Source organism: Hyphomicrobium sp. 01T421 (genome assembly GCF_056398805.1).
Map to the genome: position 1 here is coordinate 24,025 of NZ_JBFTQC010000001.1, position 24,253 is coordinate 48,277.

Consider the following 24,253-nt stretch of genomic DNA (forward strand, 5'->3'; position numbering starts at 1 on the left):
GGAGTACCTTCCTCGGATACTTGAAATCCAGATTGGATAATCGCTGGCAGATGACGCTGCAGTCGATCATCATTCGAGCAGATGGTGCTCTTGCTGAAACGGAAGACGTTCGCCGGCGAGCGTTCGCACAAACGTTTTCCGAAGCTGGCTTTGATTGGTCATGCGACCGCGAGGGATTTGCCCTCACCGCCAAGCTTGGCGGCGGCGAAGCGCGAATGGCGCACTACGTACGCTCTATCCTTCGAGGTAAGCCTGAGACTGAGGATTTCTCACACCTCGTTCAGGCCATGCATCGCCGCGCTTCGAAAATCTTTGGCGAGATGCTTTCCACGACGGCGGTCGAACCCCGTCCCGGCATTCGCGACTTGATCATCGCTGGACGCGGTGACGGGATCCGCCTCATCCTTGTTTCACTTCTCGACCCCAAAGATACCGAGCGCCTGCTCACCACGCTTCTCGGCGATCGTGGACGAACGCTGTTTGATGCCGTCATCTCCGGCGATAAGGCCGGAAAGGGTGAGTGCGATAGGCTTTACACCGAAGCCCGCACCGAGTTGGGCGTCGATCCCAAGCACACCCTCGTCATCGAAGGTGGACGCCGCGGCGCGCTGGCTGCGAAGGCCGCGGGCTATGCTGTCATCACGACGAGAAGCGCATTCTGTCGGGAAAGTCCGGCCTTCAGCGAGGATTCGGTCTTTGTGGACGATCTCACGAGCCTCTTGGCGGCGCGCGATCGAAATCCGCACGATCCGCTGACCGCGGAGGACCGGGAAGATCTTTTAGCGGCTTTACACCGTCTGCACGCAAGCAAATGCGAAGGGCTGACGGGACTTGATTGGAGCGATCAGATGAAGGTCTCAGACATTCTGAAGACCAAGGGGTCTGCAGTTAAAACCATCGAGGCAACCGCCACGATGCGCGCCTTGGCGCATAGCTTCAGAAAAGAATCCGTTGGCGCGATGCTTGTTCTCGACAACAAGGGCGGTCTCGAAGGGATTATTTCCGAAAGAGATTTGGCGCGCGGCATCGACGAGTTCGGCATGGACTTGCCACAGATGCGCGTCGCCAACCTGATGACCCGCTCCGTCGTCACGTGCGCCCCCGAAGACCGTGTGGCAGCCGTCGCCAACATCATGACCCAGCGGCGCATCCGTCATTTGCCCGTGGTCGTGGAAGGCAAGGTCGTTGGCCTCATCAGTATCGGTGACGTCCTGAAGCACCGGTTGGACGAGGTACAACTCGAAGCGAGCGTGCTGAGAGATGTCGCCCGGTCGCGGCGCTAGACCGTAGTCCTCGGGCAAACTCCCGACACCAGCTTGCCGCAAGGTCTCCATGCCAAAGCAACTGGTATGGTCGAGCCAAGCTATCTTGATGCAATAAAGCAGTTCGAAGGCTACACAGCCAAGGCCCGTTGGGATTACGCCCAGAACTCCAACGGCTATGGCACACGTGCGCGCTTCGCGGGCGAAGTCATCGATCAGGCCGAGGCCGAGCGGCGCTTCTCGGACGAGATAAAAAAGGCGACAGACTTCGTCGATAAGTTTGCGCCCGGTCTCGACGACGGCAGCAGAGCCGCATTGACGTCTCTGACGTACAACGCAGGCACCGCCTGGTCGAAAAGCGGGCTTGGCCAAGCCGTCGCGAGTGGCGATCTCGATACCGCGCGCTCGCTCTTCCTCCAATACAATAAGGCCGGCGGCAACGTCTTGGACGGTCTCGTGCAGCGGCGGCTGCAGGAAGTCGCCTGGTTCGGCCAGGGAGAGCTGACCGTGCGAGGGCCGACCGCGCAGGTCGCCAATGCAAGTCTTGCAGCGATGGCCGCGGCAGCAAGCGGCGCGGCGACCGTGCAGAACTCGGTCTCCGACGCGCCTTCCGTGGCAACGGTCGTGGCAGCCCCGCGGCCCGTGGTTCAGTCGACCGCGGCATCATCGATCGATTCCGGCCCCACGGCATTCGCCAGCCTCACCAGCGACCAGGTACTCCTGTCGCTGCTGTCGCATATGTCGACTGCGGCAGCGAGACGTGAGGACGACGACGACACCAAGAAGTCGGAACGCCGGACCGATCAGAAAACCCCGGAAAATGATGTTCGGGTAAGCACCGGTTGAGGCGAAGCCGGCTAGCCGAAGAATCTCATGCCGATGGCAATCGCGACCATCACCGCGACGACAGCAATCGCCGCGTACTTAATCGTTGCTAGGCTTGGCTGAGGCGCGTCGTCGGATTTAGACCCGCGCTCGCCGCTGCGGGCGCTTCCGCCATCCGCGGGAATGCTCTTCACCTTGCCCATCAAAAACCGCTGCATGAACGTCTGAAGATCGAGCGACGATACCGTTTGGGCGATCTGCGGGTAGTGTTGGCCGAGCGGCAATGCCGTTCCATTGGCCGGCAGATCCGCCCGAAAAACCGAATCGTCTTCGGCATAACGGGCAGCAATACGGTTCGGCGTTGATGGCACGTCTTGCCCGCGTGCGGCGGCCCGGTTTGCGTCAGGGGCGACCGAAGCGCCGAGCTGCTCGTCGAGCAGCGTCAGCAATACGGGCGCCATGGTTTTGTCGTTGTGCGAGATGGGCGGAGCAATGGTACGCGCCGCGTCGTCGCCTGCCTCCTGGGGTACGGGAATTTGATTGCGAAGGAGCTGCCGCTCGCCACGCATCAGCGTGTCCGCGGCAATCAAACGGGCAATGGTATCCGTATTAGTCACCATGTTCGTTCCCCTCGGATTTCAGATCCTTTTCTTGACGCTTACGAGAGCGCCGTATGATCTTCTAACGTGGCGGTGCGGAGTTGGACCGCTGCCCACCGGGCAACACCTCGGAAAGATAGGCGAACACATCCGCGACAGGCTCTTCGTCGAGATCCTGCTTCATGGCCTCGTAAACGCGCGGAACGATTTCCATCGCGCGATCGAGCGTCGCGTCGGTTCCGGGCCTGTAGCCGCCGATGGCGCGAAGATCGCGCGTGTCCTCGTAACGGGAAATGACCTCGATCAGTTGAGTAACGAACTGCGCTTGGTTTTTCGTTCTGATCTTTGGCGCCAAGCGCGATAGCGAAGCAAGCGGATCGACGGCCGGAAGCCGGCCTTGGCTCGCGATGCCGCGATCGAGAACGATATGGCCGTCGAGGATGCCTCTCGCGGCGTCGGCGATCGGATCGTTGTGATCGTCGCCGTCGACGAGAACAGACAGGATCGCGGTGATCGTACCGGCGCCTTCTTCGCCGGGGCCAGCACGTTCGAGGAGGCGCGGCAGGTTGCTGAAGACGCTCGGCGGATACCCGCGAGCGACGGGCGGCTCGTCGGCAGCGAGCGCCAGCTCCCGCATGGCGTGAGCGTAACGCGTCAGGGAATCGATAATGAGAAGAACGTTTTTCCCGCGATCCCGGTAATATTCGGCGATGCACATCGCGGTGCTCGGCGCTAAGCGCCGCATCATCGGGCTCTCGTCGGACGTGGCGACGACCGAGACGACCTGCGAGCGCGAGGCCGCAAGCGTATCGTCTAGAAAATCTCTCACCTCCCGGCTTCGTTCGCCGACGAGCGCCAGGACCGTAACGTCGCTCGAGGGCGCCCGGCTCAGCATGGCGAGCAACGTCGATTTGCCGACGCCGGAACCCGCGAAGATGCCAAGTCTCTGGCCCGCGCAGATGGGAGTGAAAAGATCGATCGCCTTGACGCCTGTTGTCAGCGGCGTGCCGAGCCTGTTCCGGCGGAGCGGCGAAGGCGGCGTGCCGTGGATCGTGAACGCCCGCTCGCCGATGATGAGAGGATCGCCATCATCAATCGGCTGCCCCAACGCATTGAGCGTTCTGCCGAGCCAGGATTCATGAGGCGAAAGCGTCATCTGGCCCGACAACGCCGTGACCCGCGCGCCAAGTTCGATCCTGTGGTCGGCGACGAACGGCGTGACGTTGATCGCTTCGGCTTCGATCGTCGCGACCTCCGCGAGCACCGGGCCGCCGAGGCCCGCGATCGATACCGCATCACCGATTGAAACGAACTTTGAGAGGCCGGACACGACCATGAACGTCGTGCTGATCCGAACGACGCGTCCAGATACCCGGTGCGCCGGTGTTCGCGAAGCCGTCGCCATCAGCTCGTCCAACCGGTCAAACGGTGTGGCTGTTGCCGCCGCGGTCAATAATGCTCCCTCCGGCTAGACATCACGAGCCCGCGATAGTTTTCAGAGAATCGTTGAGCGAGCTTTCGGTGGCGCTCAGCATGTTGGTGACGGCCTGGAAATTCCGTTGAATGGTGATGAGGTGCGTCATTTCCAGGATCGGATTGACGTTCGATTTCTCGACGTATCCCTGCACGACGCCGTTGTTGAGGAAGTCGATCTCGGGCGTTGGCGCAATGTCGGACACGACCGACGCGCCTTCGGCTCTCGTCAGAACAGCCCCGCGCGGCATCCGGTAAAGCCCGAGCGCGCCGAGATTGTTGCCCGACTGCTCGATTGTGCCGGCTTTGTTGATGGTCGGCGCCGGATCATTGGGATTGAGCTGCACCGGCGATCCGCCCGCGTCGAGAATTGGGTAGCCTGCAAGCGTCGTCAGCACGCCTTCGCCCGTCATCTGCATGCGCCCGTCGCGCGTATAGGCAACTCCGTTCGGAGTTTGGATAGCTAGGAACGAATCGCCTCTCACCGCGACATCGAGAGGGTTTCCGGTCTGCGTAACTTCGCCGGTCTTCATCGAAAGATGGTTCTGGCCCTTCGAAACGAAGCTGACCGGATCCTTGCCCGCCGGGGTCAGGAGTTCCTCAAACGACATTTCTTCGCCGCGGAATCCGACCGTGTTGGTGTTCGCGACGTTGTTGGCGACCGTATCGAGGCGTCGTTGCAGCGCCATCTGAGCAGAGAGGGCGACGTAGATATTCGATGGCATGCGTTGCAATCCGTCTTCGTGGATCTCGTCCTATCGCGGAAACTTAACGACGCGAACTTGTGGGTGGCTGACACCCCCGCGCTGGGACGAGCAAGTCCCACGCAAGCCAAAGCGCCCTTTATGGGTTTTCGCCTAAATTGGCATTTGGGATACACACGTGACCATTCTGCTCGGCCTGATTATCACCCTGGTCTGCATGCTCGGCGGCTTCACCGCCATGGGTGGGCACGTCTGGGTTATCTGGCAGCCCTGGGAATACGTCATCATTTGCGGCTCGGCCTTGGGCGCGTTTGTCGTCGCCAATCCAATGAAAACGATCAAGGACACGGGTAAAGCCACGATCGAGGCTATCAAAAACGGTACGCCGACGAAGGCCGAGAATATCGAGCTTCTTGCGCTGCTCTTTTTCATGATGCGCGAGCTTCGCGATAAATCCCGCGCCGAAATGGAAATGATCATCGATGCGCCCCAGGACGCGGAAGTGTTCAAGCGGTCGCCGACCGTTACTGCTAATGACGAGCTGACGACCTTCATCTGCGACTATTTCCGCCTCATCATCATGGGGAATGCCCGGACCCACGAGATCGAATCGTTGATGGACGAGGAAATCGAAACCGTGCGTCACGATAAGCTCAAGGCCTATCACGCGCTCACTGCCGTTAGTGACGGTCTGCCGGCTCTCGGCATCATCGCGGCCGTTCTTGGCGTCGTGAAAGCCATGGGCGCGATCGACCAGTCCCCGGAAATCCTCGGTCACCTCATCGCCTCCGCGCTCGTTGGAACGTTCGCGGGTATCTTCTTTTCCTACGCGGTCGTTGGTCCGATCGCGACGAAGGTGAAGATCCTCCGCGAAAAGAATTTGAGGTCTTACGTTATCGTCAAGCAATCGCTGCTGGCGTTCATGAACGGCGCCATGCCCCAGGTCGCTATCGAGCACGGCCGCAAAGCGATTTCGGCGTACGAACGGCCGACGATCAACGAGGTCGAAGCGGCGACGATGGGCGGTGGGCTGGATCGACGCCCTCAAGAGAAAAAGGCAGCCTGATGTTCCGGCAAGCGCTTTGCGTCTTCTCCGGGCCATCTGCAAACGCGGCGATGACTTCGCGAGGCAGCCGAAATGTCGAATAGCGCTCTGAGCGAAGCCACGGCCAAGAAGCGGATGGACACGGAAAGATCGCTCGAGCGCGCGCTTTCGTCTGGTCAAAACAGTCCCGACCGCCTGCCGGGCCTGCAGATGATTTTTGGTCAGCTGCCGCGCGTGATGACCGAGGAGATCGGCAATCTTTCGCTTTTGCCGCTGAAAGTGCGCCTTCTCGATCTCTCGGCCTCGACCATTGGCGAGACCTGCGCACTGCCGCAGGGCGCGTTCGCCGGTGTGGTGCGAGCCGAAAGATGGAGAAGCTGGCTTTATTTTCTCGCCGATCCGGCCGCCACCACAATTTTCGTAGAGGCAGCGACAGGCTGCGAGGGTTTTCCTCCAGGTGGTCTGCCAGCGAGGAAGCCAACCCGAACCGATGCGAACGTCCTGCGTGTTCTGTTCCGGCGCGTTGCACGCGCCCTGACGAGCGCTTTCTCGATTCTCGTCGATGTCGGCTTCGACATCGGCGCAGTCGTCGAGAAGATCGAGCTCGAACCGCAGCTGACGACTTCGTCGCCCGTCATCGCCGCGCGGCTGTCTTTGGATTACGGCGGCCACATCGGCGTCGTCACGATCGTCATCCCACAAGCAGCGCTTGATCCCATCCGCCATGTGCTTGCGGGCCCGACGCCAAGCGAGACACAGAACGTCGCGGCGCACCGCTCTCGCGACGACCCAGCGTGGTCGAAGCAGCTTTCCGAGGAAATCGCCCGATCCTTCATCGAGCTCAATGGCGTTCTCGAGGAACGCCCCATTTCCCTCGGCGAAGTTCAACGATTTGCCGTCGGCTCGGTCGTCGAGCTGCAGTTGTCGTCGATGTCGCGTGTTCGTCTCGATGCCGATGAAAGCCCTGTGTTCTGGTGCGAATTGGGTAAACGCGACAACGCGCTGATACTGCGTGTCGACGACGAATTCGATCAGCAAAGGGAAGCCGTGGATGAATACTACGGGCTTTAGCGCGCCCCGCCACAAGGCTGCGGCATGTTTCGAATGTCAGAATTTGAGTCGGAATACCTTAGCACGAGGAAATGGCCGGAATGACGCCGAGTAATGCAGTAGAAGCGGAAGTCGCTCAGGAAGCGACGGAAGCCGGCTTCGATCAAGCGCTCGCGGGTATGGGCGATTTCAGCGAAGCAATGGCCGCGGGCTTGGCTGAAAGTCCGCACAACGCTCATGTCGACGCGCACGCCGATGCGACCGACTTCGGCGGCAACAGTGCCTTGATCATGGGCCTGCCGGTGATGATGAAAGTCGTCCTCGGCTCGACCAAGATGCCCGTCGCGAGCTTGGCGAAGTTGACGAAGGGCTCGGTGGTCAAGCTCGATAAGATGGTCGGCGATCCGGTCGATATTCTCGTCAACGGCCGGTTGATAGCGCGCGGAGAGGTCGTCGTTCTAAACGAAGGAACCTCGCGCTTCGGTGTCGTGCTGACCCAGGTTGGCGCCTTACCCACCGCCGGGAAATAGTGACGTACATGCAGTCCATGCGCGACCCGTTGTCAGATTCCGGAAGAACACTGACGGGACCCGAGAAAGTCGGAGTGCTTCTCCTTGCGCTCGGCAAGAAACGCGCAAGCGGGCTCCTCAAAAAATTCAATCCCGAAGAACTGAACATTCTTGTTCGCTCCGCCGAGGTCATGCCGACGATTTCAGCGGCGGAGCTCGAAGAGATCGTCCAGGAATTTGAAAGCCAGTTCGGTCAAGGAACGCCGTTTCTCGGTCGCGCCGAAGATGTCAAACGTCTGGTAACAGACGTGATTTCCGAGAATAAATCATCCGGCGACCCCAACGATCAGTTCATTGCGCGCCAGGACATTTGGAGTCAGCTCGCCGGACTTCCCGACGATGTGCTGCAGGCTCATTTCCATCAACAGTCGCCGCAAGTTGCCGCGTATTATCTCGACCGCCTCGGTAGCGAGCGGGCATCTGTCGTTCTGAAGTGCTTTCCGGTCGCTGAGCGCAACGATCTTCTGAACCGCATACTCGGCCTCGGTCAGGTAGCACCGCAGATCGTCGAAGCTCTCGAAAGCGGATTGAACGAAGAGCTGTTCGACAGCGATCGGCGCTCTTCCGATAAGCATTTGTCGCTCGCAGGCATCCTGAACAATCTTGACCGCGAGGATTCGGCCCAGGCCCTGCAATACCTCGCCAGCATCAAACCGAAGGACGCCGAAGCGATCCGCAAGATGCTGTTCAAGTTCGAGGACTTGTTGAGGCTGCCGGCGCGTGCGCTGACGGCGCTGATGGATGGCATTCCGGTGGAGCGAACGGTGCTCGCGCTTCAAGGCGCCGATGCGGAATTGCAGAGCAAGGTTCTTTCCGCGCTGTCGCCGCGGGCTCGCCGCATGGCGGAAGCCGAATTGCAAAGCCCCGCCAACGTTCCCGCGCGCGACATTGCCGATGCGCGGCGAGCGATGGTCGATTCGGTTCTGCGGCTTTCAGCCGAAGGCGCAATCGATATCTCGAGCACGTCCTTAGAAACCGTCTAGTCGGCAGGACGCTGGAGCTCGATCGTGGCCGAAGGGCAGGATAAAGACAGCCGCACAGAAGAAGCGACAGACAAGCGAATGTCTGACGCTCGCGGAGAGGGCAACATCCCGATCTCGCGGGAGGCAACCAATTTCGCGTATCTTCTCGCAGCGCTTCTGGTCATCGCAGTCCTCGGCCAAGTTTTTCTGACCCACTTCGCTGAGCTTCTGATGGGGCTGCTTGCGAACGTCGGCTCCATTCGCCTGGAGAGTGCGGGTGATCTCGGCATGGTTTTCGATGTGGTGGGAAGAAGCGCCGCGCTTCTGACGGCTCCCATCATACTCTGCTTTTCCGCGGCCGGCGTATTGGCATCGGTGCTCCAAACGCCGCCTGTTCCAATCTTCAAGCGGGTGACGCCGGAGCTTTCCCGGTTATCTCTGGCCAAGGGATGGAAGCGCATTTTCAGCGCGACCGGATCGTTTGAGTTTCTCAAGCTTACGCTGAGATTGATCATCGTCGCTGCAACGTCCGGCGCGATCCTGATGCTGCTGTGGCACGAGTTTGCCAATTCGATTTGGAGCGATCCGGCAGAGATTCTCAGACTGTCGCAAAAGAGCGTCACCCTGTTGCTCACGTCGCTAGCGGTCCTTTCGTTTTGTCTTCTGATTTTCGATCTGCCGGTCACGCACGTGCTTTGGCGCCGCCAGCTCCGAATGGCGCCGCAGGAAGTCAAAGACGAACGAAAGCAGTCGGAAGGCGATCCGCTCATCAAGGCGCGGCGGCGTTCCATCGCCCGATCCCGCGCGCGCCAGCGCATGCTTCACGCGGTACCGCGCGCAACCTTGGTCATCGCCAATCCGACTCACTTTGCCGTGGCGCTCCGCTATGTCCGTTCCGAAGGCGGCGCACCGCGTGTCGTCGCCAAGGGGCAGGATCTCGTAGCGCTCTCGATTCGCAGAATTGCCGAAGAAAATGACATTCCAGTCATAGAAGACAAGGCCCTCGCAAGGTCCCTCTATTCAAAAGTGAGCGTGGATCAAATGATCCCCGTCGAATTCTACAAGGCAGTCGCCGCGATTCTCCTTCGCCTTCAGGCGCGGCGGAACCGGTCCGGTCCTGTACGTGCTTAAAGGGAAAAGGCGTTGATGATTCCATTTCGCATCGATCATTCGGAGGTTCGAGAAAAGCTTCTCGGCGAGAGCATCCGTTGCGTCGCATCCGACTTGCGCTTGATCGATCTTCCCGACCTCGTCAGCTATTTGAAAACTGGTCAAATCGCGAGCATTGGCTCGCTTGTGCAGGCCTCGATCGAGATGTCGTTCAAGCCGGAAACGTTGACCTTCGGCCACGCGGGCGACGTCTACCTGGAATGGGGATCGCTGCCCCGCGTATTACTCGACATGGAATTTCATCATCAGTCGGTCCACGTTTATTTCAGGCTGATCCTCGAGGCCGAGGAAGCGGGCGTCGAAATCACCTACATCTCTTTCGAAGGCGAATCTGTCAGCCCAGGCCGAAACACGACGAGGTTGAACCAGGCGCTCGGAGAAGCACGCCTCAATTGAGGACGTCTGAGGCGCCGCGCGCGAAGATGCGGCCGCTGAGCTGACTGTTCAGGCCGACGCAAGGGAGCGGGTGCACATAGGAAAGCAGGGCCACCTAAGGATCGCTTTTCATGCAGCCCATGCAACTTTTCAATCTGGCGTTTCGCCAAAATGAGTGGCTCGCTCAGCGCCAGTCGGTGATTTCGTCGAACATCGCGAACGCCAATACGCCCGGTTACAAGGCGAAAGACGTCGAAAGCTTCGATGACGTGATGAGCAAATCCGTATCGATGGCAGTGACCGACGGGCAGCACCTGGCCCCGGCCGATGGCGGGAATTTGCGCCGGCAGGAAGGCGGTTTCGGTGAGGCCGAGGTTCTCGTTTCCGGCAACGACGTCAATCTCGAACAGGAATTCCTCAAGTCCAACGAAGTCGTGCGCAGTTACACGATGAACACGCAGATAATGAAGACGTTCGATAGGATGCTGCAATCCGCGACGAAAGGCTAATCCATGAGTGATCCGCTTATCGCCGCCAGCAAGGCGGCATCGAACGGTCTCTTCGCTCAGTCGACCCGTATGCGGGTCCTGTCGGAAAACATCGCCAACGCCGAAACGACCGGAAAGACCGCGGGGTCCGATCCCTATCAGCGCAAGACGATCAGTTTCCAGTCCGTCACCGACGATATGGACGGCATCGATATGGTGCAGGTCGACAATGTCGACCGGGATAAAGCGCCGTTTCGCACTGAATACATGCCCGGGCATCCGGCCGCCGACGCAAAAGGCTTCGTCAAGCTGCCGAACGTCGACATGCTCGTCGAGCTGGCCGACATGCGCGAGGCGACGCGCTCGTATACCGCCAACACGCAAGTCATCAAGCAGGTCCGCGAGATTGTCTCGATGACCCTCGATCTATTGAGGCCGAACTCATGAGCCTGAGCATCGCAATGCTATCGCCCAATATCGACCGCATCGGAGGCGCTGCGGCGTCGAAGGGCATCGGCGGAGCGCCGAACGTTTCATCAGGAGCCGCGCCGCAAAGCGATTTCGCACAAACCTTGGCGAGCATGGCAGCCGACGCCATCGGAACGGTCAAGGCAGGCGAAACGACCGCTATCGCCGGCATGCAAGGCAAGGCGCCGCTGCAGCAGGTCGTTCAAGCCGTCATGCAGGCCGATCAGGCGCTTCGCACCGTCGTCGCCGTCCGCGACAAGGTCGTGGGCGCCTACCAAGAAATCAGTCGTATGCAAATTTGAGGTCGTAAGTCATGAGAGCGCTTTCAATTGCTGCGACCGGCATGTCGGCACAGCAGACCAACGTTGAAGTGATCGCCAACAACGTTGCGAACATCAACACGACGGGCTTCAAGCGCTCGCGCGCTGAATTCGCCGATCTGCTGTATCAGACCGACCGCGCCGCCGGAACGGCCGCGCGCGATGACGACACCATCATTCCTGAAGGCAATACGATCGGCCTCGGCGTTCGGACCGTCGCCATCCGTAATCTTTCCATGCAGGGTGCGCTGGCATCAACGAGCAATAAGCTGGATCTCGCCTTGAATGGGCGCGGCTACTTCCAGGTCCAGGGTGAGAACAACGAGATCCTGTACACGCGCGCCGGTGCTTTCAATAAGAATGGGACGGGGCAGCTCGTCACGCTCGAGGGCAATCTCGTCATCCCGAACATCACGATCCCGAATACCGCGACGGACGTAGTGGTCAACGCTGCCGGCCAAGTTTATGCGGTCATCGGCGCGACCGGAACGCAGCAGCTTCTCGGGCAATTGTCTCTCGCGAATTTTGCAAACGAGACGGGCCTTGCGCCACTGGGTGGCAACCTCCTGCAGGAAACGCTGGCATCTGGAAGCCCCGTGATCGGAAGCCCCGGCGACGAAGGCTTTGCGACGATCCAACAAGGCTATCTCGAAAGCTCCAACGTCGACCCCGTAAAGGAAATCACCGAGCTGATTTCCGCACAGCGCGCCTATGAAATGAATTCCAAGGTCATTTCCGCCGCTGACGACATGTACAACGTCATCACCAAGGATATTCGCTGATGATACGGGTGCGCAGCATGCGGAACACGGGCGGCTTCGCGGCAGCGACGCTGCTGGCGATTTTCGCCGCCTCTGCTGTTGCGCACGCGACGGAAGGCGGTCGCACGGTTTTCGTTCCGCGCGCCGTCATTTATCCGGGCGACGTCATCACGACGGAAGCACTCATTGAGCGCAAACTGCTGGTCGGTCCAAACAACCCGCCGGTTTTTGGGGAACGTTCGGAAGAGCTGCTGGGCAAGGTCGCTCGCCGCACGTTGTTGCCGAATGAGCTGATCCCAGGCACGGCCGTCAAAACGCAGGACCTCATAAAGCAGGGCAAGACCTACAAGCTCTCCTATGAGTCCGCTTTCGTATCGATTGTTGGTGTCGGCGTGCCGTTGCAGTCAGGTTCTGCCGGCGAAATCATAAACGTACGCAACCCCGATACGGGGCTCATCATCAAGGCGCGCATCAGGGCCGATCAAACACTCGCGGTGGACGATCAATGAGATTGGCCGCTGCACTATTCTTTTTTTTTCTCGGCCTTGCGCACGTTGCCGAGGCCGGCACGCGCATCAAGGACATAACCGACCTCAAAGGCGTCCGGGTTAATCAGATCGTCGGCTACGGCCTTGTCGTCGGCCTGAACGGAACGGGCGACACCTTGCGAAATTCGCCGTTCACGCAGCAGTCGGTTCAGGCCATGCTGGATCGCATGGGCATCAACATTCGCGGATCGCAGAACGAGCCGCGGACGCGAAACGTCGCCGCGGTCATGGTCACGGCGGAACTCCCGCCGTTTGCTTCCAAAGGCTCGCGTTTCGACGTCACCGTTTCATCCATAGGCGACGCCAAGTCGTTGGCTGGCGGCTCGCTCGTGTTGACGCCGCTCACCGGCGCCGACCAGAAGATCTACGCGGCCGCACAGGGCCAAGTCACGATTTCGGGCTACCTCGCAAAGGGAGCGGCCGAATCCATAACATCGGGAATTCCGACACGCGGCAGAATTCCAAACGGCGCCATCGTCGAGCAGGACGCTCCGGGCGCCTTCAGCGAGGACATGCCGCTCGAATTCGAGCTTCGCAATCCCGATTTCACGACGGCCGTCCGCATCATGGACGTCATCAACGATTTCGCAAAAGAGCGCTACGGCATGCCGATAGCACGCGCGAAAGATCAGCAATCGGTGATGCTGCGTAAGCCGCCGCGTATGCTGTCGTCGAGGCTGCTCGCGGAAATAGGTGAGCTTGAGGTCAACCCGGACCAGTCCGCACGCGTCGTTATAGACGAGCGGACCGGAACGATCGTGATCGGCAGCGAAGTGCGCATTTCGACCGTTGCGGTTGCTCATGGCAACATCACCGTTCGTGTTACGGAAACGCCGAAGGTCTCTCAGCCGGCGCCATTCTCCAGGGGAGGAGAGACGGTCGTCGTGCCCGATACAGAAGTCGATGTGCACGAAGCGGGCGGAACCGTGCAGATCGCGCGCGGAGCCAATCTGCGTGAACTCGTCTCGGCCCTCAACAGAATGGGGCTGAAGCCCATCGGAATTATCGCCATCCTGCAAGCCATGAAAACGGCGGGTGCGCTGCAAGCCGAGCTGGTGGTTCAATGAGATTGTTCACTCGCCTGATCTCGGCCCTTCTCGCTCTGATGTTGTTTGCGCCTGTCATCGGTGCCGAAGAGGCAAAGCCGGACGACAAGGAAATGGAAGTTCTGCAGATGCCGCCGCCGTCTGCCCCCGAGTTGAGTCCGGCTCAGCAGTACTGTTCGAACGTTCTGGACGAAGCGACCGCCGCACAAATCGCGCAGCAGACCCGCAATCTGGAAAAGGCGCAGAAGCAGCTCGATGATCGGATCGGTCTACTCGCAGAAAAAGCAGAAGTTCTAAAAAGCTGGATCAAGATGCGCGAAGATTTCACCGTGCGCGCGACGGAGTCTCTGGTCCAAATTTATAGCAAGATGAAACCCGACGCCGCCGCCGCACAACTCGCGGTAATGGATGAGATGGTCGCCGCCGCGGTCGTGTCGAAGCTCACCCCGAAAGTGTCGAGTCTCATCTTGACCGAGATGGAAGCTGCCAAGGCGGCGCGACTGTCGGCCGTCCTTGCGGGAGCTGGAGAAATCGTGGTTCATCCGGAGCGTAAGCCCGATGTGCAGTAAACTACGTTGGGCAGCGCCGGCAGTCGCTGTGCTCTCTTTGCTGCTGACGGCGTGCGCCGATCAATTGCGCGAAATCGGCCGCGAACCGACATTGTCGCCGGTCGGAAGTGGCTTGGCGCCGGATCGTACGGCGCATGTCGACCTTCCCGTTACGCCGGTCGCTTACCACTCGGGCAATTCAACGTGGCAGGATTCCGGAGCCGATCTCTTTCGTGACGCGCGCGCCCTGCACGTCGGAGACGTCGTGACGGTGAAAATTCAAATCAACGACAAGGCCTCGCTGGATAACAACCTGAACCGGTCGCGCGATGCGAGCGTCGGGCTCAAGTCGTCGGCGGACTTCGATTTTGGCTTCGGCGGCACGGGGCCGTCCGGCTCCGGCAAGCTCGATGGCAGTCTCGATCGAACGACGTCCACGGGTTCGAAAGGTGCGATCGCGAGATCTGAAAGCATCAATTTGCTTGTCGGCGCCGTCGTCAGCCAGGTGCTTCCAAACGGAAACCTTGTCGTGAGCGGGTCGCAGGAAGTGCGCGTCAATTATGAACTTCGCGTTTTGAACGTCCAGGGCGTGGTTCGTCCGCGCGATATCGCGACCGACAATACGATCTCCTACGAGAAGATTGCCGAGGCCCGCATTTCCTACGGCGGCCGGGGGACTGTGATGGAAATCCAGAAGCCACCGTATGGCCAGCAGATTCTCGACATCGTGTCTCCGTTCTAAGCAGGGATCGGGGGCGTCGGCACATGGCGGAAGACAAAAACGATCCAGGCGGCGGCGCCGCGGACTTGGTGAAGTCGGCACTTGCCGCGGCCATCATCGGTGCTGTTGGCGGTGGAGCATTCGGCTATTTCGCCTTGCCGAACGCCGCAAATGCGCTGGCTCCGGCGTCTGTCGAAGCAGTAGAAGAAAAGATGCCGGCTGCTGGCCGGTTCCCGAAGGACGCACTGGCGGTCGAAATCTCTTCCATCATCGCCGACCTCGAAACTGCACCGAGAATGAGGGTCCGCCTCGATGTCTCGATCATCATCGCGCATGGAACGCCGGAAACGACTACACTGAGGAATGAAGTGAAGGAGGATGTGATCGCCTATTTGAAGGGCCTCACGATCTCCGATTTTCAGGGCGTAAGAGGATTTCAAAACCTGCGCGAGCAACTCGACGACCGTGCGAGAGTACGCGGTCGCGGCGCAATCCTTGGTCTTTTGATCGGCGGCTTGGTGCTCGAATGACAGTACGCAGAATTCTCGCCGCAACGGCCGCCTTGGCTCTGTCTTCTAATGCCGCGATCGCCCAGGCGATCGACCTCCAGACGTTGTTTCCAGCTGGAGATGCAAGCGTCTCGGGCCGTATCGTCCAGCTTCTGGTGGTGATGACCGTTTTATCGGTCGCCCCCGGTCTGCTGATGATGGTGACGTCGTTCGCGCGATTTGTGATCGCGTTTTCGTTTCTGCGGGCAGGCCTCGGCCTCCAGACGACGCCGAACAATCTCATCATCATAAGCTTGGCGTTATTCATGACGCTGTTCGTTATGGCGCCGACGTTCCAGCAAGCCTGGGACAACGGCGTCAAACCGATGGTCGAGAACAAAATCAGTCAGCAGGAAGGGTACACCCGAACGACCGCTCCGTTCCGTGCATTTATGCAAGCCAACGTTCGCGACAAAGATCTTGCTCTTTTTCAAGAAATGTCATCAGAACGTTTCGGCGAGCAAAACAAAGCCGAATCAGGCGATCTCCGTGTCCTGATCCCGGCTTTCATGATTTCGGAAATTCGGAGAGGCTTCGAAATAGGTTTTCTCGTAGCTCTTCCGTTTCTCGTCATCGATCTTGTCGTTGCAACGATTATGACTGCGATGGGCATGATGATGATGCCGCCGACGGTGGTGTCACTGCCGTTGAAGGTTCTGTTTTTTGTGCTGGTCGACGGGTGGACATTACTCGTCGGAGCACTCGTTAAATCGTTCGCCTAGGGCGGTGAACGCTGTGAAGTTGATCGCCTAGTCCGGTGATTAACGTTTGGTCGCCAAAAAGTAACTATTGGGAAACAAGTCTCAGTTATTTCAAGTTTGATGACAGAGTGGTCGCCGACATCCGCGCCACAGGCATGATGCCGATCTGTCAAGCCGGAAGACCCGGCATGTCCCCAGTGTGCGTGCGCTTATTTAGTGCCGAGTAGAAGGACAAGGGACATGGGCATGAGCAGTATCAATACCAATCTTTCCGCAATGACCGCACTCCAGTCATTGCAGATGACCTCCAAAGACCTCCTGACGACGCAGAATCGCATCTCGACCGGCTTGAAAGTTGCTTCCGCTTCGGACAACGCCGCCTACTGGTCGATCGCGACGACGATGAAGTCTGACAACGACGCGCTCTCGACGGTTCAAGACGCGCTTGGCCTGGGTAAGGGCACCGTCGACGTTGCATACAACGCGTTGAACCAGTCCATCACGCTCGTCAGCCAGATCAAGGAAAAGCTGACGGCAGCCGCTGCTCCGGGCGTTGATCGCTCCAAGGTTCAGTCGGAAATCACGCAGCTCCAGGAGCAGCTCAAGGGCATCGCCGCTACGGCGAACTTCTCCGGCCAGAACTGGGTTTCGGTTGACTCCTCAGCCACGGGTTATAGCTCGACGAAGTCGATCGTTGCTTCGTTTGCTCGTACAACGACGGGCAGCGTTTCGATCGGTACCATCGCGGTCGATACGTCTAAGTCGGTTCTCTTCGACGCCTCGACCGCTACAACCGGCGCCACCGGCGGCATCCTCGATTCGCAGCGCGGAACGACGGGCGCCATCGTGACGACTGGCGGCACGTCGGTCATGAGCATCGACATCAGCTCGCTCACGGACAGCACGACTGACCTCGGGAAACTGACCGCTTACATCTCTGGCGTCGATAGCGCGTTCCAGGAAATGACCAAGGCGGCGACGAACCTCGGTGCAGCCCAGAAGCGTATCGACCTTCAGACGAGCTTCATCTCGTCCTTGCGGGATACGATCACGACGGGTGTCTCCCAGTTGGTCGATGCCGACATGAACCAAGAGTCGACGAGACTGCAGGCACTTCAGGTTAAGCAGCAGCTGGGTGTACAGGCACTCAGCATTGCGAACCAGTCGAGCCAGAACATCCTCTCGCTCTTCCGCTAACGACTGAAGCTCGGCGTCTATCAGCGCCGAGCCCTTCACGAAGCTCAGTCTAGCCTAACTGACGCATCAGACGGGCCGCATCCCCGAGGCAACGCTCCACAAAAGCGGAATGCCTCGCGGGGGCGGCCCGTCACCTTTGCACAAGGTTCCCTCTCTACCGTCGGCATTTAACTTTGCCGGTAAGGTTGAAGATGGATTGGCGTCAATTCGAAAATCTGTATCAGAGCTTGAAAGGCCTGGGCCGCCAGCGCCTCATGGCCCTCGGCGCCGCCGGTGCGTTCGTCTTCGCACTGATAACGATCGGCAGTTACTTCGCCTCCCGCTCGAGCTACGACACCCTGTACGTCGGCCTGACGCCGTCGGACATAAGCCGCATGGGCTCGGTGCTGAGCGAGGCGGGGATTGCTTTTGAAACCAGCATCGACGGCACCAAGCTGAGCGTTCCGGTCGGTGAGACAGCTCAAGCGCGCGCACTTCTCGCCGAAAAAGGGCTGCCGGGAAGTCAGACTGCCGGATACGAGCTGTTCGACAAGCTCGGCGCATTGGGTCTCACCTCGTTCATGCAAGAGGTCACCCGCGTCCGCGCTCTCGAAGGAGAGCTTTCGCGCACCATTCAGTACCTGAAGGGCATCCGTGCCGCTCGCGTGCACATCTTCCTTCCCGATCAGAACGCGCTGCGCGTCAAGAAGCAGCCGCCGTCTGCATCCGTCGTGATTAGAACCGACATCGCCGGCGATGCTGCTGCTGCCCCCGCGATCAAGCATCTTGTGGCTTCCGCAATTCCCGAAATGACGCCGGACCAAGTGCAGGTGATCGGCACCGACGGGACGATTCTCGGAGGCGGCCGCAGTGTAGCGGGCGATGCGCCCGTCCAGATGCTCGAACTGGAACGCACCGTCGCCCAGCAAGTACAGGATAGCGTCCGGCGCACGCTGGCGCCCTACTTGGGCCTCGACAATTTCGAGGTCAGCGCGATCGCACGACTGAACATCGACAAGCATCAAACGACCGAAACGAACTTCGATCCCGAGAGCAAGGTCGAGCGTTCGACCAGGTTCGTCAAAGAGGCGCAGAGCTCGCAGGATTCTTCCGGCAAGACGAACGTCAGCGTTGAGCAGAATATTCCGGGCGAAGCGCCTCCGGCCAAAGACCAGACCAAGAAAGCCCAGGATCGCAAGGAAGAAACGACGAACTACGAAATCAGCACGAAGTCCGCTTCCACCTCGAGCGAGGGATACAAGGTCGACAACCTCTCGGTCGCCGTGGTCATCAACAAGAAGCGCCTCGCCGACGTCATCGGCAAGGATGCGAAGGCGGAAGACTTCGACAAACAGGTCGCCGAAATCGAAAAGCTGGCGCTTTCGGCTGCCGGCATCGATAAGAAACGAGGCGATCTTATCAGCGTCGCGGCTGTCGACTTTGCTCCGTCGCCATTCGACGAAGCATCGTCCGCCTCTGGGTGGGCGCCATTGCTGATGGGCCTTGCGGGAACGGGAATAAAATCGCTGACGATACTTCTCGTCGCCGCCATTGTGGTGATGGCGGGCTTCAGACCCGTCATGCGTACGCTGCTGTCGAACGGAGTAGCCGTCGAGGGACAGGGCAACGTCGCAGCACTTCAGTCTCCCCTCGCGTCGATCACCGGATCGGGGGCTGCTCCCATAGATATGCCTGAGATGGCATCGCCATTGTTGGAGCCAGGGGCCAATCCATTCGAGGCCGAAGGCGGAATGGGCATGGGAATGGGCTCCGGCTTTGGAACCGGTCTATCGTTTGGCCGGTCTCTCACGCTGGGTCCGGTCGAAAAGCTTGGAGCCATAATCGATAGTGATGAGGAGCAGGCGACAGCCATCCTGAAGCACTGGGTCAAGAACGGATGACGGCGAGACTTCACAGTTCGGCGTTTTCGCTCCTCTCTGACTTCGATCGCGAAAACGGCGACGCCAAAATCGATCTTGAAGCCGAAATAAAGTCGGCGTTCGAGGAAGGTTATCGGCAAGGTCACACCGATGGACGAACCGAAGCAGACGCCGATGCGGAGCTTCGCCTAACGGAAGCGACAAGCCTTCATTCCGAGCAGCTCGCCGAGGAAAAGCTAAACTGGCAGCGCGACTGCGCCGACGTCCTGGCCGTGCGTTTGGAAAACGTCACGAAACTTATCGAGTTGAGCATCGAGGAGCGGGTAGCGGCGCTGTTGCGCCCGTGGCTCATGGATCGGTTGCGTGAACGCGCCTTGCAGGATCTCGAGAAAGCCATAGCGCGGGCACTTGTCGAAGGTGCGAAAGTTCACGTCGAGGCGCCGGCCGAGATTGTCCAGCATCTTCGTGAGCGGCTGCCGACCGAAGGATTTCAAATCGGATATTCCGAAAGTCCGAACAGCGATATTCGCGCTCACATTGAGGACACCAAGATCGAACTCAATATTTCTGCGTGGATTGCAGCCCTTGAGGCGATGGAAACATGAGCAACGGTCAGGAAGACGTCTCATCGCAACCGCTCGTCATCATTCGGCGGCGGCGCAATACAGACGAGCCGCACCATGGCGGAGTTTGGAAGATCGCGTACGCGGATTTCATGACCGCGATGATGGCCTTCTTCTTGGTGATGTGGCTCGTCAACGCGGCGGACAAGAAAACCATCGTCCAGGTGGCCGCTTATTTCAATCCGATGCGGCTGACGGACCGCTACGCTGCTCCGAAGGGCCTTGAGGACCTAACGGAAACGGCGACAAAGCCAACTGAAGAAAAAGGCAAAAAGGGCTTCGAAAAGCAGGTCATCAACAGCCAGCAGAAGCAGGAAGCCGAGCAAGAGAGCAAAGAACGTACCGGCGACGCGATGGACGAGGCTGCGCAGAAATCGAGCGCGGCCGCCGGCGGAAAAAGCACCGAAGCTCAAAAGGAACAGGCGCTTTTCGACAATCCGGGCGATCTTCTCGAGAAGCTTGCGGACGAGGCACGCGCCAATTCCCCGACGACGGCCTCAAGCCCCGCGGATGGCAACATCAGCGATCCGTTCGATCGTACCAATCGGCGCGCCGGGAAATCTCAGGACACGTTAAAACCGGCCTCACAACCGGCGACCGCAGCTCCCCCACCAAGTGGGGCCAAGGCCGTTACAGCGAACAATTCGAAACCACCAACTCCAGAGACCGCCAAGCAAACGCCGCCGGTTCCGCAGGCGGCGAGCCAATTCGAGAAGCCGAAGCAACAGGACGTCGTAGCGAAGCAGACGCCGGCAACATTGGATCAGACGAAGACGGAAGAGAAGAAAGAAGAAAAGACGCACGATAAGGACAAGGACCAACAGGCGAAAAAGCTCGAAGACGAAATCACAAGTGCGATTTCGAATATCTCGAAAAACCTGCCGCAAGTCGAGGTAAAGGCAACTCCAGAAGGAGTGCTCATCAGCCTGACGGACGACGCGCATTTCGGCATGTTCGAAGTGGGCTCGGCGAAACCGCGCCCCGAGCTCGTGCTCGTGATGGATAAGATCGGAAAGGTTCTTGAAGCCCAGCCGGGAACGATAGTCGTCCGCGGTCACACCGATAGCCGCGCCTACAAGAACGGCAACTACGACAACTGGCGGCTCTCAGCAGCGCGCGCGCAAATGGCCTATTACATGCTGGTGCGAGGCGGCGTTCCCGAAACGCGCGTTACCGCCATCGAAGGACGCGCCGACCGCGACCCGAAAATTCCGTCCGATACGTTGGCAGCACCGAACCGCAGGATCGAAATCCTCGTCAAAGAGGATCAGAAATGAAGCGCCTTGCGCTGATTTCTGCAGCTTTGTTCGTTGCGCTGGCCGGCGTCGCAGCTGGCGCGGCGATCTATTTCCAGCCGGCATTCGTATTCGGCGAGCCGAAATCGGATGAACCTCTCGCTCATGCCGTCCCCTCGTATGCCGCAAAGGCGGTGGACGAGATGCAGGCGAGGGAGGCCACGCTTCGCCTCGTCGAGCAATTGGGCGCCATCCAGGACAAAATTATACATGGCGACCGTGCAGCGCTTGCCGACCAGGCGCGACTGTTGAGGGATATAGCCGGTGAACTTCGCCAATTCGGTCCGGGAGATTGGAACGACTACATCAACGTGCGTACGAGCTTGCTCTATGTATTGAGCGGCGGCGACGCGCATGTTCTCACTCCCCTGATCGACAGCAACGTGCTTGGAGCCGCCGATCAGAAATTGGCGGCTGGAATCGTGAGTTTTGCCCAAGGACAGCCAAGGGCCGCTCGGAAATTATTCATGGAGATCGATCCGAGGTCCCTCGACGTTAGCTTAGTAGGTCCTTTCGCGCTGGCTCGGGCCTCGCTCTATCTCGACGACAACCATGCGAAGGCGATCGAGCTGCTTGATGATGCGCGGCTTGCTTGCCCGCACACCGCAATCGACGAAGCCGCCACGCGAAGGCAAATCCCGATTCTCATTGGCATGGGAGAGAGGAACCGCGCTCTTATGCTGACGACGAGCTACGTCCGCGAGTTCGGGAGGTCCATTTATGCGTGGAAGCTCTTTCGCGAGTTCGCCGAAGCAACGGCAAAGCGCAGCGATATGGATGATCCAGCGATCGTCGATAAGTTGGCCGATTCTTTCGATGATCGGGACATGCTGGTTGCGTCGGAACTGTTTATCGATGTCGCAGGCGAAGCGCTTCTGCAAGGCAGGTTGAAGCTGGCTCGGGCCGCGGCCGACAGAATTCTGAAGATCGCAAACGCGGCACCCGAAACATTGGATAAAGCTCGCCTCTATCGAGCGGCGGCAGAAGCGCCTTCAGCAGATGCGGGAGATGCTCTGAGGGCACTGAACCAGGTCGCGGCAGATCGGCTTTCCGACGACGATACGGAAATTCGCGAAGTGGCGGGCTTTATCGCAAAGAGCGTGGTTGGCGACGAAATAGCCGCTGGTCGCGAGGGCATCAAAGTGCGGGCGGGTGGAACGATCGGCGAAAACCCGATCCTGCCGAAAGCTGCAGCTGCCCTCGGCAAGGCAGATGCCCTCTTAAAAGAAGCCGATCAGATCATTGCACGGAGTGAAAAATGACAGCCCCGGTAAGAGGCGCCGCGCCAGACGCGGTCGATCAGCTTCTGCAATCCGTTCGTATGCGCGTCGGTTCGCATCGAGACGCCGCCAAGCAATCCCGGGAAGGCGACGACAAGCCTGAAGATGCGACGACAAGCACTTCCAAGACCAAGGCGTCGTCGTCCGACAACTCCCTCAGACGCAGCGATAACGTATCGACCCGAAAGCAGAGCAATTCCAAAACGGATGATGGCGATCCATCGTTCGAGGAAACCTTCGACAGCATTGGTCAGCAGGAACCGAAGGCCAACGGAAGCGTCGAGCGAAGTGATAATTCGCCGCTGAATGCGATTGCGACTCTCGTAAATGGCAATGTCCCCGTTGACCAAACACCGGACAGTGTCGAGCAGCCTTCCGACAATATGCAGCGCGCGGCGCGGCCTGGAAATCTGCTGCTGCAGGATAGCATCGCCGCGTTGCTCGACGCGAAAACGCGTCTGGCTCCGAGTGACGACAATACGAAGCTGGCCCAGGCCAACATGCCGAATGCGATGCCGCCGGAGCACAGGGATGAAATCGGCGATGCGACGCCCGCGGTCGTCAACAGCCAAGAGACACATTGGAATTTCGCCGAGACGACGGTCGCAGCCGCTACTTCGCAGCTCTCGAGACTGACACCTGAGGAGCGCATCACGCCGCATCCTCTCTCGTCCGCCCCATTCTCGACGCGCGACTTGTCGACGGCCAACCTGTCGACATCCAATCTGTCGACGCCCAATCTGTCGACAGTGGTGCAAAAGAATGCCGACCCATCGGCCAAGACATCGAAGGAGCCGCTGCCCCAGCTGCAGCCGCAAGCTGTCTCGGCAGCCGCGACGGATACGCCGGATAATTCCTTCCTCGCAGATAAAGATCAAACCGGCGCACGCTTTCAACAGCAGGCGACCGGCGATGTAGCGAACGGCAAAGTCGCGAAAGCGGATGGGTCTTATCCCACCGACCGGGTCTTTTCGATCGAGCCCAAACCCTCGGAGCAAGGACAACCGAGCGTAAGCGCGCAAATTCGCAACGGTGTCGTTGATGCACTCGCCGGAAAGGCCGGAGAATTGGCACCGAATACCACCGCAATGGAACTTAGGGATCGCGCTCCCGCTCCGACACCGGTATTGCGTTCGCTTGATCTGACGCTCTCTCCAGCGGACCTCGGCTCCGTGAGATTGCGTCTCAGCCTCAAGTCGAATTCGCTCGCGATCGAAGCTGAAGCTTCAAAGGCTGCGACAGCAAAAATTCTTAACGATGATCGCACATCGTTAGAGCGAGGATTGAGAGACGCGGGCTACGACGTTTCCAGTTTGAAAATTACTGAGTCGTCGTCGAGCAGTTCGGCAAGTCCAAACGGGCAAACGAGTGGATCGCCGTTCCGAGACGGTGATCAGGCGCGCTCCAACTTCACGGGACGACAAGATGGGGATACGCAACGGCGCGATGGCTCATCGTCCGATCAAGCGCAGCGTCGTCAAAAGGATAACTCGCAGCAGACATCTGCCGGCGACTTGCCGAATAGCCGTCAAGGCAACGCAGTCTATATTTAGGTATTGTTAGATGACGCAGCAGGAACTGACAGGCACCGGCCTGCATGGCCCCTTCTCGCTCGCGGCCGACGCGATCGATGAAGAGCTCGTCGAAAATTGTCCTGGCGCCTACGCGCTCGGCTTCATCGATTACCTTGGCCGCTTTTCGATTACGTATGTCGGCAGTGCCGGCGAAAATTTGAAATCGAAACTCAAAGCGCACATCGGAACGGCATCGCAGTTCAAATTCCGCCACTTCGCGGAACAGCGGTTAGCCTTCGAAA

27 protein-coding genes are annotated in these 24,253 nt (G+C 59.2%); 24 read left to right on the top strand and 3 right to left on the bottom strand.

What is annotated here, in order from left to right; genetic code table 11:
• Positions 1 to 32 precede the first annotated feature (32 nt).
• The gene (locus tag AC1DK3_RS00105; protein WP_477190277.1) at positions 33 to 1,283 is read left to right on the top strand and encodes a CBS domain-containing protein; all 1,251 of its coding nucleotides are present in this window, start codon (positions 33 to 35) and stop codon (positions 1,281 to 1,283) included.
• Between the two features lie 66 nt (positions 1,284 to 1,349).
• A complete protein-coding gene (locus tag AC1DK3_RS00110; protein WP_477190278.1) occupies positions 1,350 to 2,108 on the top strand; it encodes a lysozyme in 759 nt (252 codons plus the stop codon).
• A gap of 11 nt (positions 2,109 to 2,119) precedes the next feature.
• Here AC1DK3_RS00110 and AC1DK3_RS00115 read toward each other — a convergent pair whose 3' ends face one another.
• The 3 genes from AC1DK3_RS00115 to flgF form a co-directional block, all read right to left on the bottom strand.
• Positions 2,120 to 2,707 carry a hypothetical protein gene (locus AC1DK3_RS00115; protein WP_477190279.1) on the bottom strand — a complete coding sequence of 196 codons (588 nt, stop codon included), beginning with the start codon at positions 2,705 to 2,707 and terminating at the stop codon, positions 2,120 to 2,122.
• A 61-nt stretch (positions 2,708 to 2,768) separates the two neighbouring features.
• Positions 2,769 to 4,139 carry a FliI/YscN family ATPase gene (locus tag AC1DK3_RS00120; protein ID WP_477190280.1) on the bottom strand — a complete coding sequence of 457 codons (1,371 nt, stop codon included), beginning with the start codon at positions 4,137 to 4,139 and terminating at the stop codon, positions 2,769 to 2,771.
• A gap of 22 nt (positions 4,140 to 4,161) precedes the next feature.
• Entirely contained in the window at positions 4,162 to 4,884 is a 723-nt protein-coding gene (flgF, locus tag AC1DK3_RS00125; RefSeq protein WP_477190281.1) for a flagellar basal-body rod protein FlgF, read from the bottom strand.
• 157 nt (positions 4,885 to 5,041) lie between these two features.
• Here flgF and motA point away from each other — a divergent pair, with 157 nt between their 5' ends.
• From motA to fliK, 22 genes are all read left to right on the top strand, one after another.
• Positions 5,042 to 5,929 (top strand): flagellar motor stator protein MotA, encoded by an 888-nt coding sequence (gene motA, locus AC1DK3_RS00130; protein WP_477190282.1) that lies wholly within the window; start codon positions 5,042 to 5,044, stop codon positions 5,927 to 5,929.
• 72 nt (positions 5,930 to 6,001) lie between these two features.
• Positions 6,002 to 6,979, top strand: coding sequence for a FliM/FliN family flagellar motor switch protein (locus tag AC1DK3_RS00135; RefSeq protein WP_477190283.1), 978 nt, complete (start codon positions 6,002 to 6,004; stop codon positions 6,977 to 6,979).
• An 80-nt stretch (positions 6,980 to 7,059) separates the two neighbouring features.
• Positions 7,060 to 7,488 carry a flagellar motor switch protein FliN gene (gene fliN, locus AC1DK3_RS00140; RefSeq protein WP_477190284.1) on the top strand — a complete coding sequence of 143 codons (429 nt, stop codon included), beginning with the start codon at positions 7,060 to 7,062 and terminating at the stop codon, positions 7,486 to 7,488.
• 8 nt (positions 7,489 to 7,496) lie between these two features.
• The gene (locus tag AC1DK3_RS00145; protein ID WP_477190285.1) at positions 7,497 to 8,510 is read left to right on the top strand and encodes a FliG C-terminal domain-containing protein; all 1,014 of its coding nucleotides are present in this window, start codon (positions 7,497 to 7,499) and stop codon (positions 8,508 to 8,510) included.
• Positions 8,511 to 8,534: 24 nt separating this feature from the next.
• The gene (locus AC1DK3_RS00150; RefSeq protein ID WP_477190286.1) at positions 8,535 to 9,620 is read left to right on the top strand and encodes an EscU/YscU/HrcU family type III secretion system export apparatus switch protein; all 1,086 of its coding nucleotides are present in this window, start codon (positions 8,535 to 8,537) and stop codon (positions 9,618 to 9,620) included.
• A gap of 15 nt (positions 9,621 to 9,635) precedes the next feature.
• Positions 9,636 to 10,055, top strand: a complete 420-nt coding sequence (locus AC1DK3_RS00155; RefSeq protein WP_477190287.1) for a hypothetical protein — start codon at positions 9,636 to 9,638, stop codon at positions 10,053 to 10,055.
• Between the two features lie 110 nt (positions 10,056 to 10,165).
• Positions 10,166 to 10,543, top strand: coding sequence for a flagellar basal body protein (locus AC1DK3_RS00160; RefSeq protein WP_477190288.1), 378 nt, complete (start codon positions 10,166 to 10,168; stop codon positions 10,541 to 10,543).
• A 3-nt stretch (positions 10,544 to 10,546) separates the two neighbouring features.
• Positions 10,547 to 10,969 carry a flagellar basal body rod protein FlgC gene (gene flgC, locus AC1DK3_RS00165; RefSeq protein WP_477190289.1) on the top strand — a complete coding sequence of 141 codons (423 nt, stop codon included), beginning with the start codon at positions 10,547 to 10,549 and terminating at the stop codon, positions 10,967 to 10,969.
• On the top strand, positions 10,966 to 11,292 hold the full coding sequence (gene fliE / locus AC1DK3_RS00170; protein WP_477190290.1) for a flagellar hook-basal body complex protein FliE: 327 nt from the start codon (positions 10,966 to 10,968) through the stop codon (positions 11,290 to 11,292). The genes flgC and fliE overlap by 4 nt, the downstream gene beginning before the upstream one ends.
• Before the next feature lie 11 nt (positions 11,293 to 11,303).
• Positions 11,304 to 12,092: a flagellar basal-body rod protein FlgG gene (gene flgG, locus AC1DK3_RS00175; protein WP_477190291.1), complete on the top strand. Its 789-nt coding sequence runs from the start codon at positions 11,304 to 11,306 to the stop codon at positions 12,090 to 12,092.
• Positions 12,092 to 12,580 carry a flagellar basal body P-ring formation chaperone FlgA gene (gene flgA, locus AC1DK3_RS00180; RefSeq protein WP_477190292.1) on the top strand — a complete coding sequence of 163 codons (489 nt, stop codon included), beginning with the start codon at positions 12,092 to 12,094 and terminating at the stop codon, positions 12,578 to 12,580. The genes flgG and flgA overlap by 1 nt, the downstream gene beginning before the upstream one ends.
• A complete protein-coding gene (locus AC1DK3_RS00185) occupies positions 12,577 to 13,686 on the top strand; it encodes a flagellar basal body P-ring protein FlgI (RefSeq protein ID WP_477190293.1) in 1,110 nt (369 codons plus the stop codon). The genes flgA and AC1DK3_RS00185 overlap by 4 nt, the downstream gene beginning before the upstream one ends.
• On the top strand, positions 13,683 to 14,234 hold the full coding sequence (locus AC1DK3_RS00190; RefSeq protein ID WP_477190294.1) for a MotE family protein: 552 nt from the start codon (positions 13,683 to 13,685) through the stop codon (positions 14,232 to 14,234). The genes AC1DK3_RS00185 and AC1DK3_RS00190 overlap by 4 nt, the downstream gene beginning before the upstream one ends.
• Positions 14,224 to 14,955, top strand: coding sequence for a flagellar basal body L-ring protein FlgH (flgH, locus tag AC1DK3_RS00195; protein ID WP_477190295.1), 732 nt, complete (start codon positions 14,224 to 14,226; stop codon positions 14,953 to 14,955). The genes AC1DK3_RS00190 and flgH overlap by 11 nt, the downstream gene beginning before the upstream one ends.
• Before the next feature lie 23 nt (positions 14,956 to 14,978).
• Positions 14,979 to 15,464 (top strand): flagellar basal body-associated FliL family protein, encoded by a 486-nt coding sequence (locus AC1DK3_RS00200; protein ID WP_477190296.1) that lies wholly within the window; start codon positions 14,979 to 14,981, stop codon positions 15,462 to 15,464.
• On the top strand, positions 15,461 to 16,204 hold the full coding sequence (gene fliP, locus AC1DK3_RS00205) for a flagellar type III secretion system pore protein FliP (protein ID WP_477190297.1): 744 nt from the start codon (positions 15,461 to 15,463) through the stop codon (positions 16,202 to 16,204). Before AC1DK3_RS00200 ends, fliP begins: the two co-directional genes overlap by 4 nt.
• A 225-nt stretch (positions 16,205 to 16,429) precedes the next feature.
• Positions 16,430 to 17,380 (top strand): flagellin N-terminal helical domain-containing protein, encoded by a 951-nt coding sequence (locus tag AC1DK3_RS00210; RefSeq protein ID WP_477190298.1) that lies wholly within the window; start codon positions 16,430 to 16,432, stop codon positions 17,378 to 17,380.
• 191 nt (positions 17,381 to 17,571) lie between these two features.
• Complete coding sequence (gene fliF / locus AC1DK3_RS00215; RefSeq protein ID WP_477190299.1) at positions 17,572 to 19,260, top strand: flagellar basal-body MS-ring/collar protein FliF; 1,689 nt, start codon at positions 17,572 to 17,574, stop codon at positions 19,258 to 19,260.
• Entirely contained in the window at positions 19,257 to 19,844 is a 588-nt protein-coding gene (locus AC1DK3_RS00220) for a hypothetical protein (RefSeq protein ID WP_477190300.1), read from the top strand. Before fliF ends, AC1DK3_RS00220 begins: the two co-directional genes overlap by 4 nt.
• On the top strand, positions 19,841 to 21,139 hold the full coding sequence (locus AC1DK3_RS00225; RefSeq protein ID WP_477190301.1) for a MotB family protein: 1,299 nt from the start codon (positions 19,841 to 19,843) through the stop codon (positions 21,137 to 21,139). Before AC1DK3_RS00220 ends, AC1DK3_RS00225 begins: the two co-directional genes overlap by 4 nt.
• Positions 21,136 to 22,419, top strand: coding sequence for a hypothetical protein (locus tag AC1DK3_RS00230; RefSeq protein WP_477190302.1), 1,284 nt, complete (start codon positions 21,136 to 21,138; stop codon positions 22,417 to 22,419). Before AC1DK3_RS00225 ends, AC1DK3_RS00230 begins: the two co-directional genes overlap by 4 nt.
• Positions 22,416 to 23,990: a flagellar hook-length control protein FliK gene (gene fliK / locus AC1DK3_RS00235; RefSeq protein WP_477190303.1), complete on the top strand. Its 1,575-nt coding sequence runs from the start codon at positions 22,416 to 22,418 to the stop codon at positions 23,988 to 23,990. Before AC1DK3_RS00230 ends, fliK begins: the two co-directional genes overlap by 4 nt.
• Positions 23,991 to 24,253 lie beyond the last annotated feature (263 nt).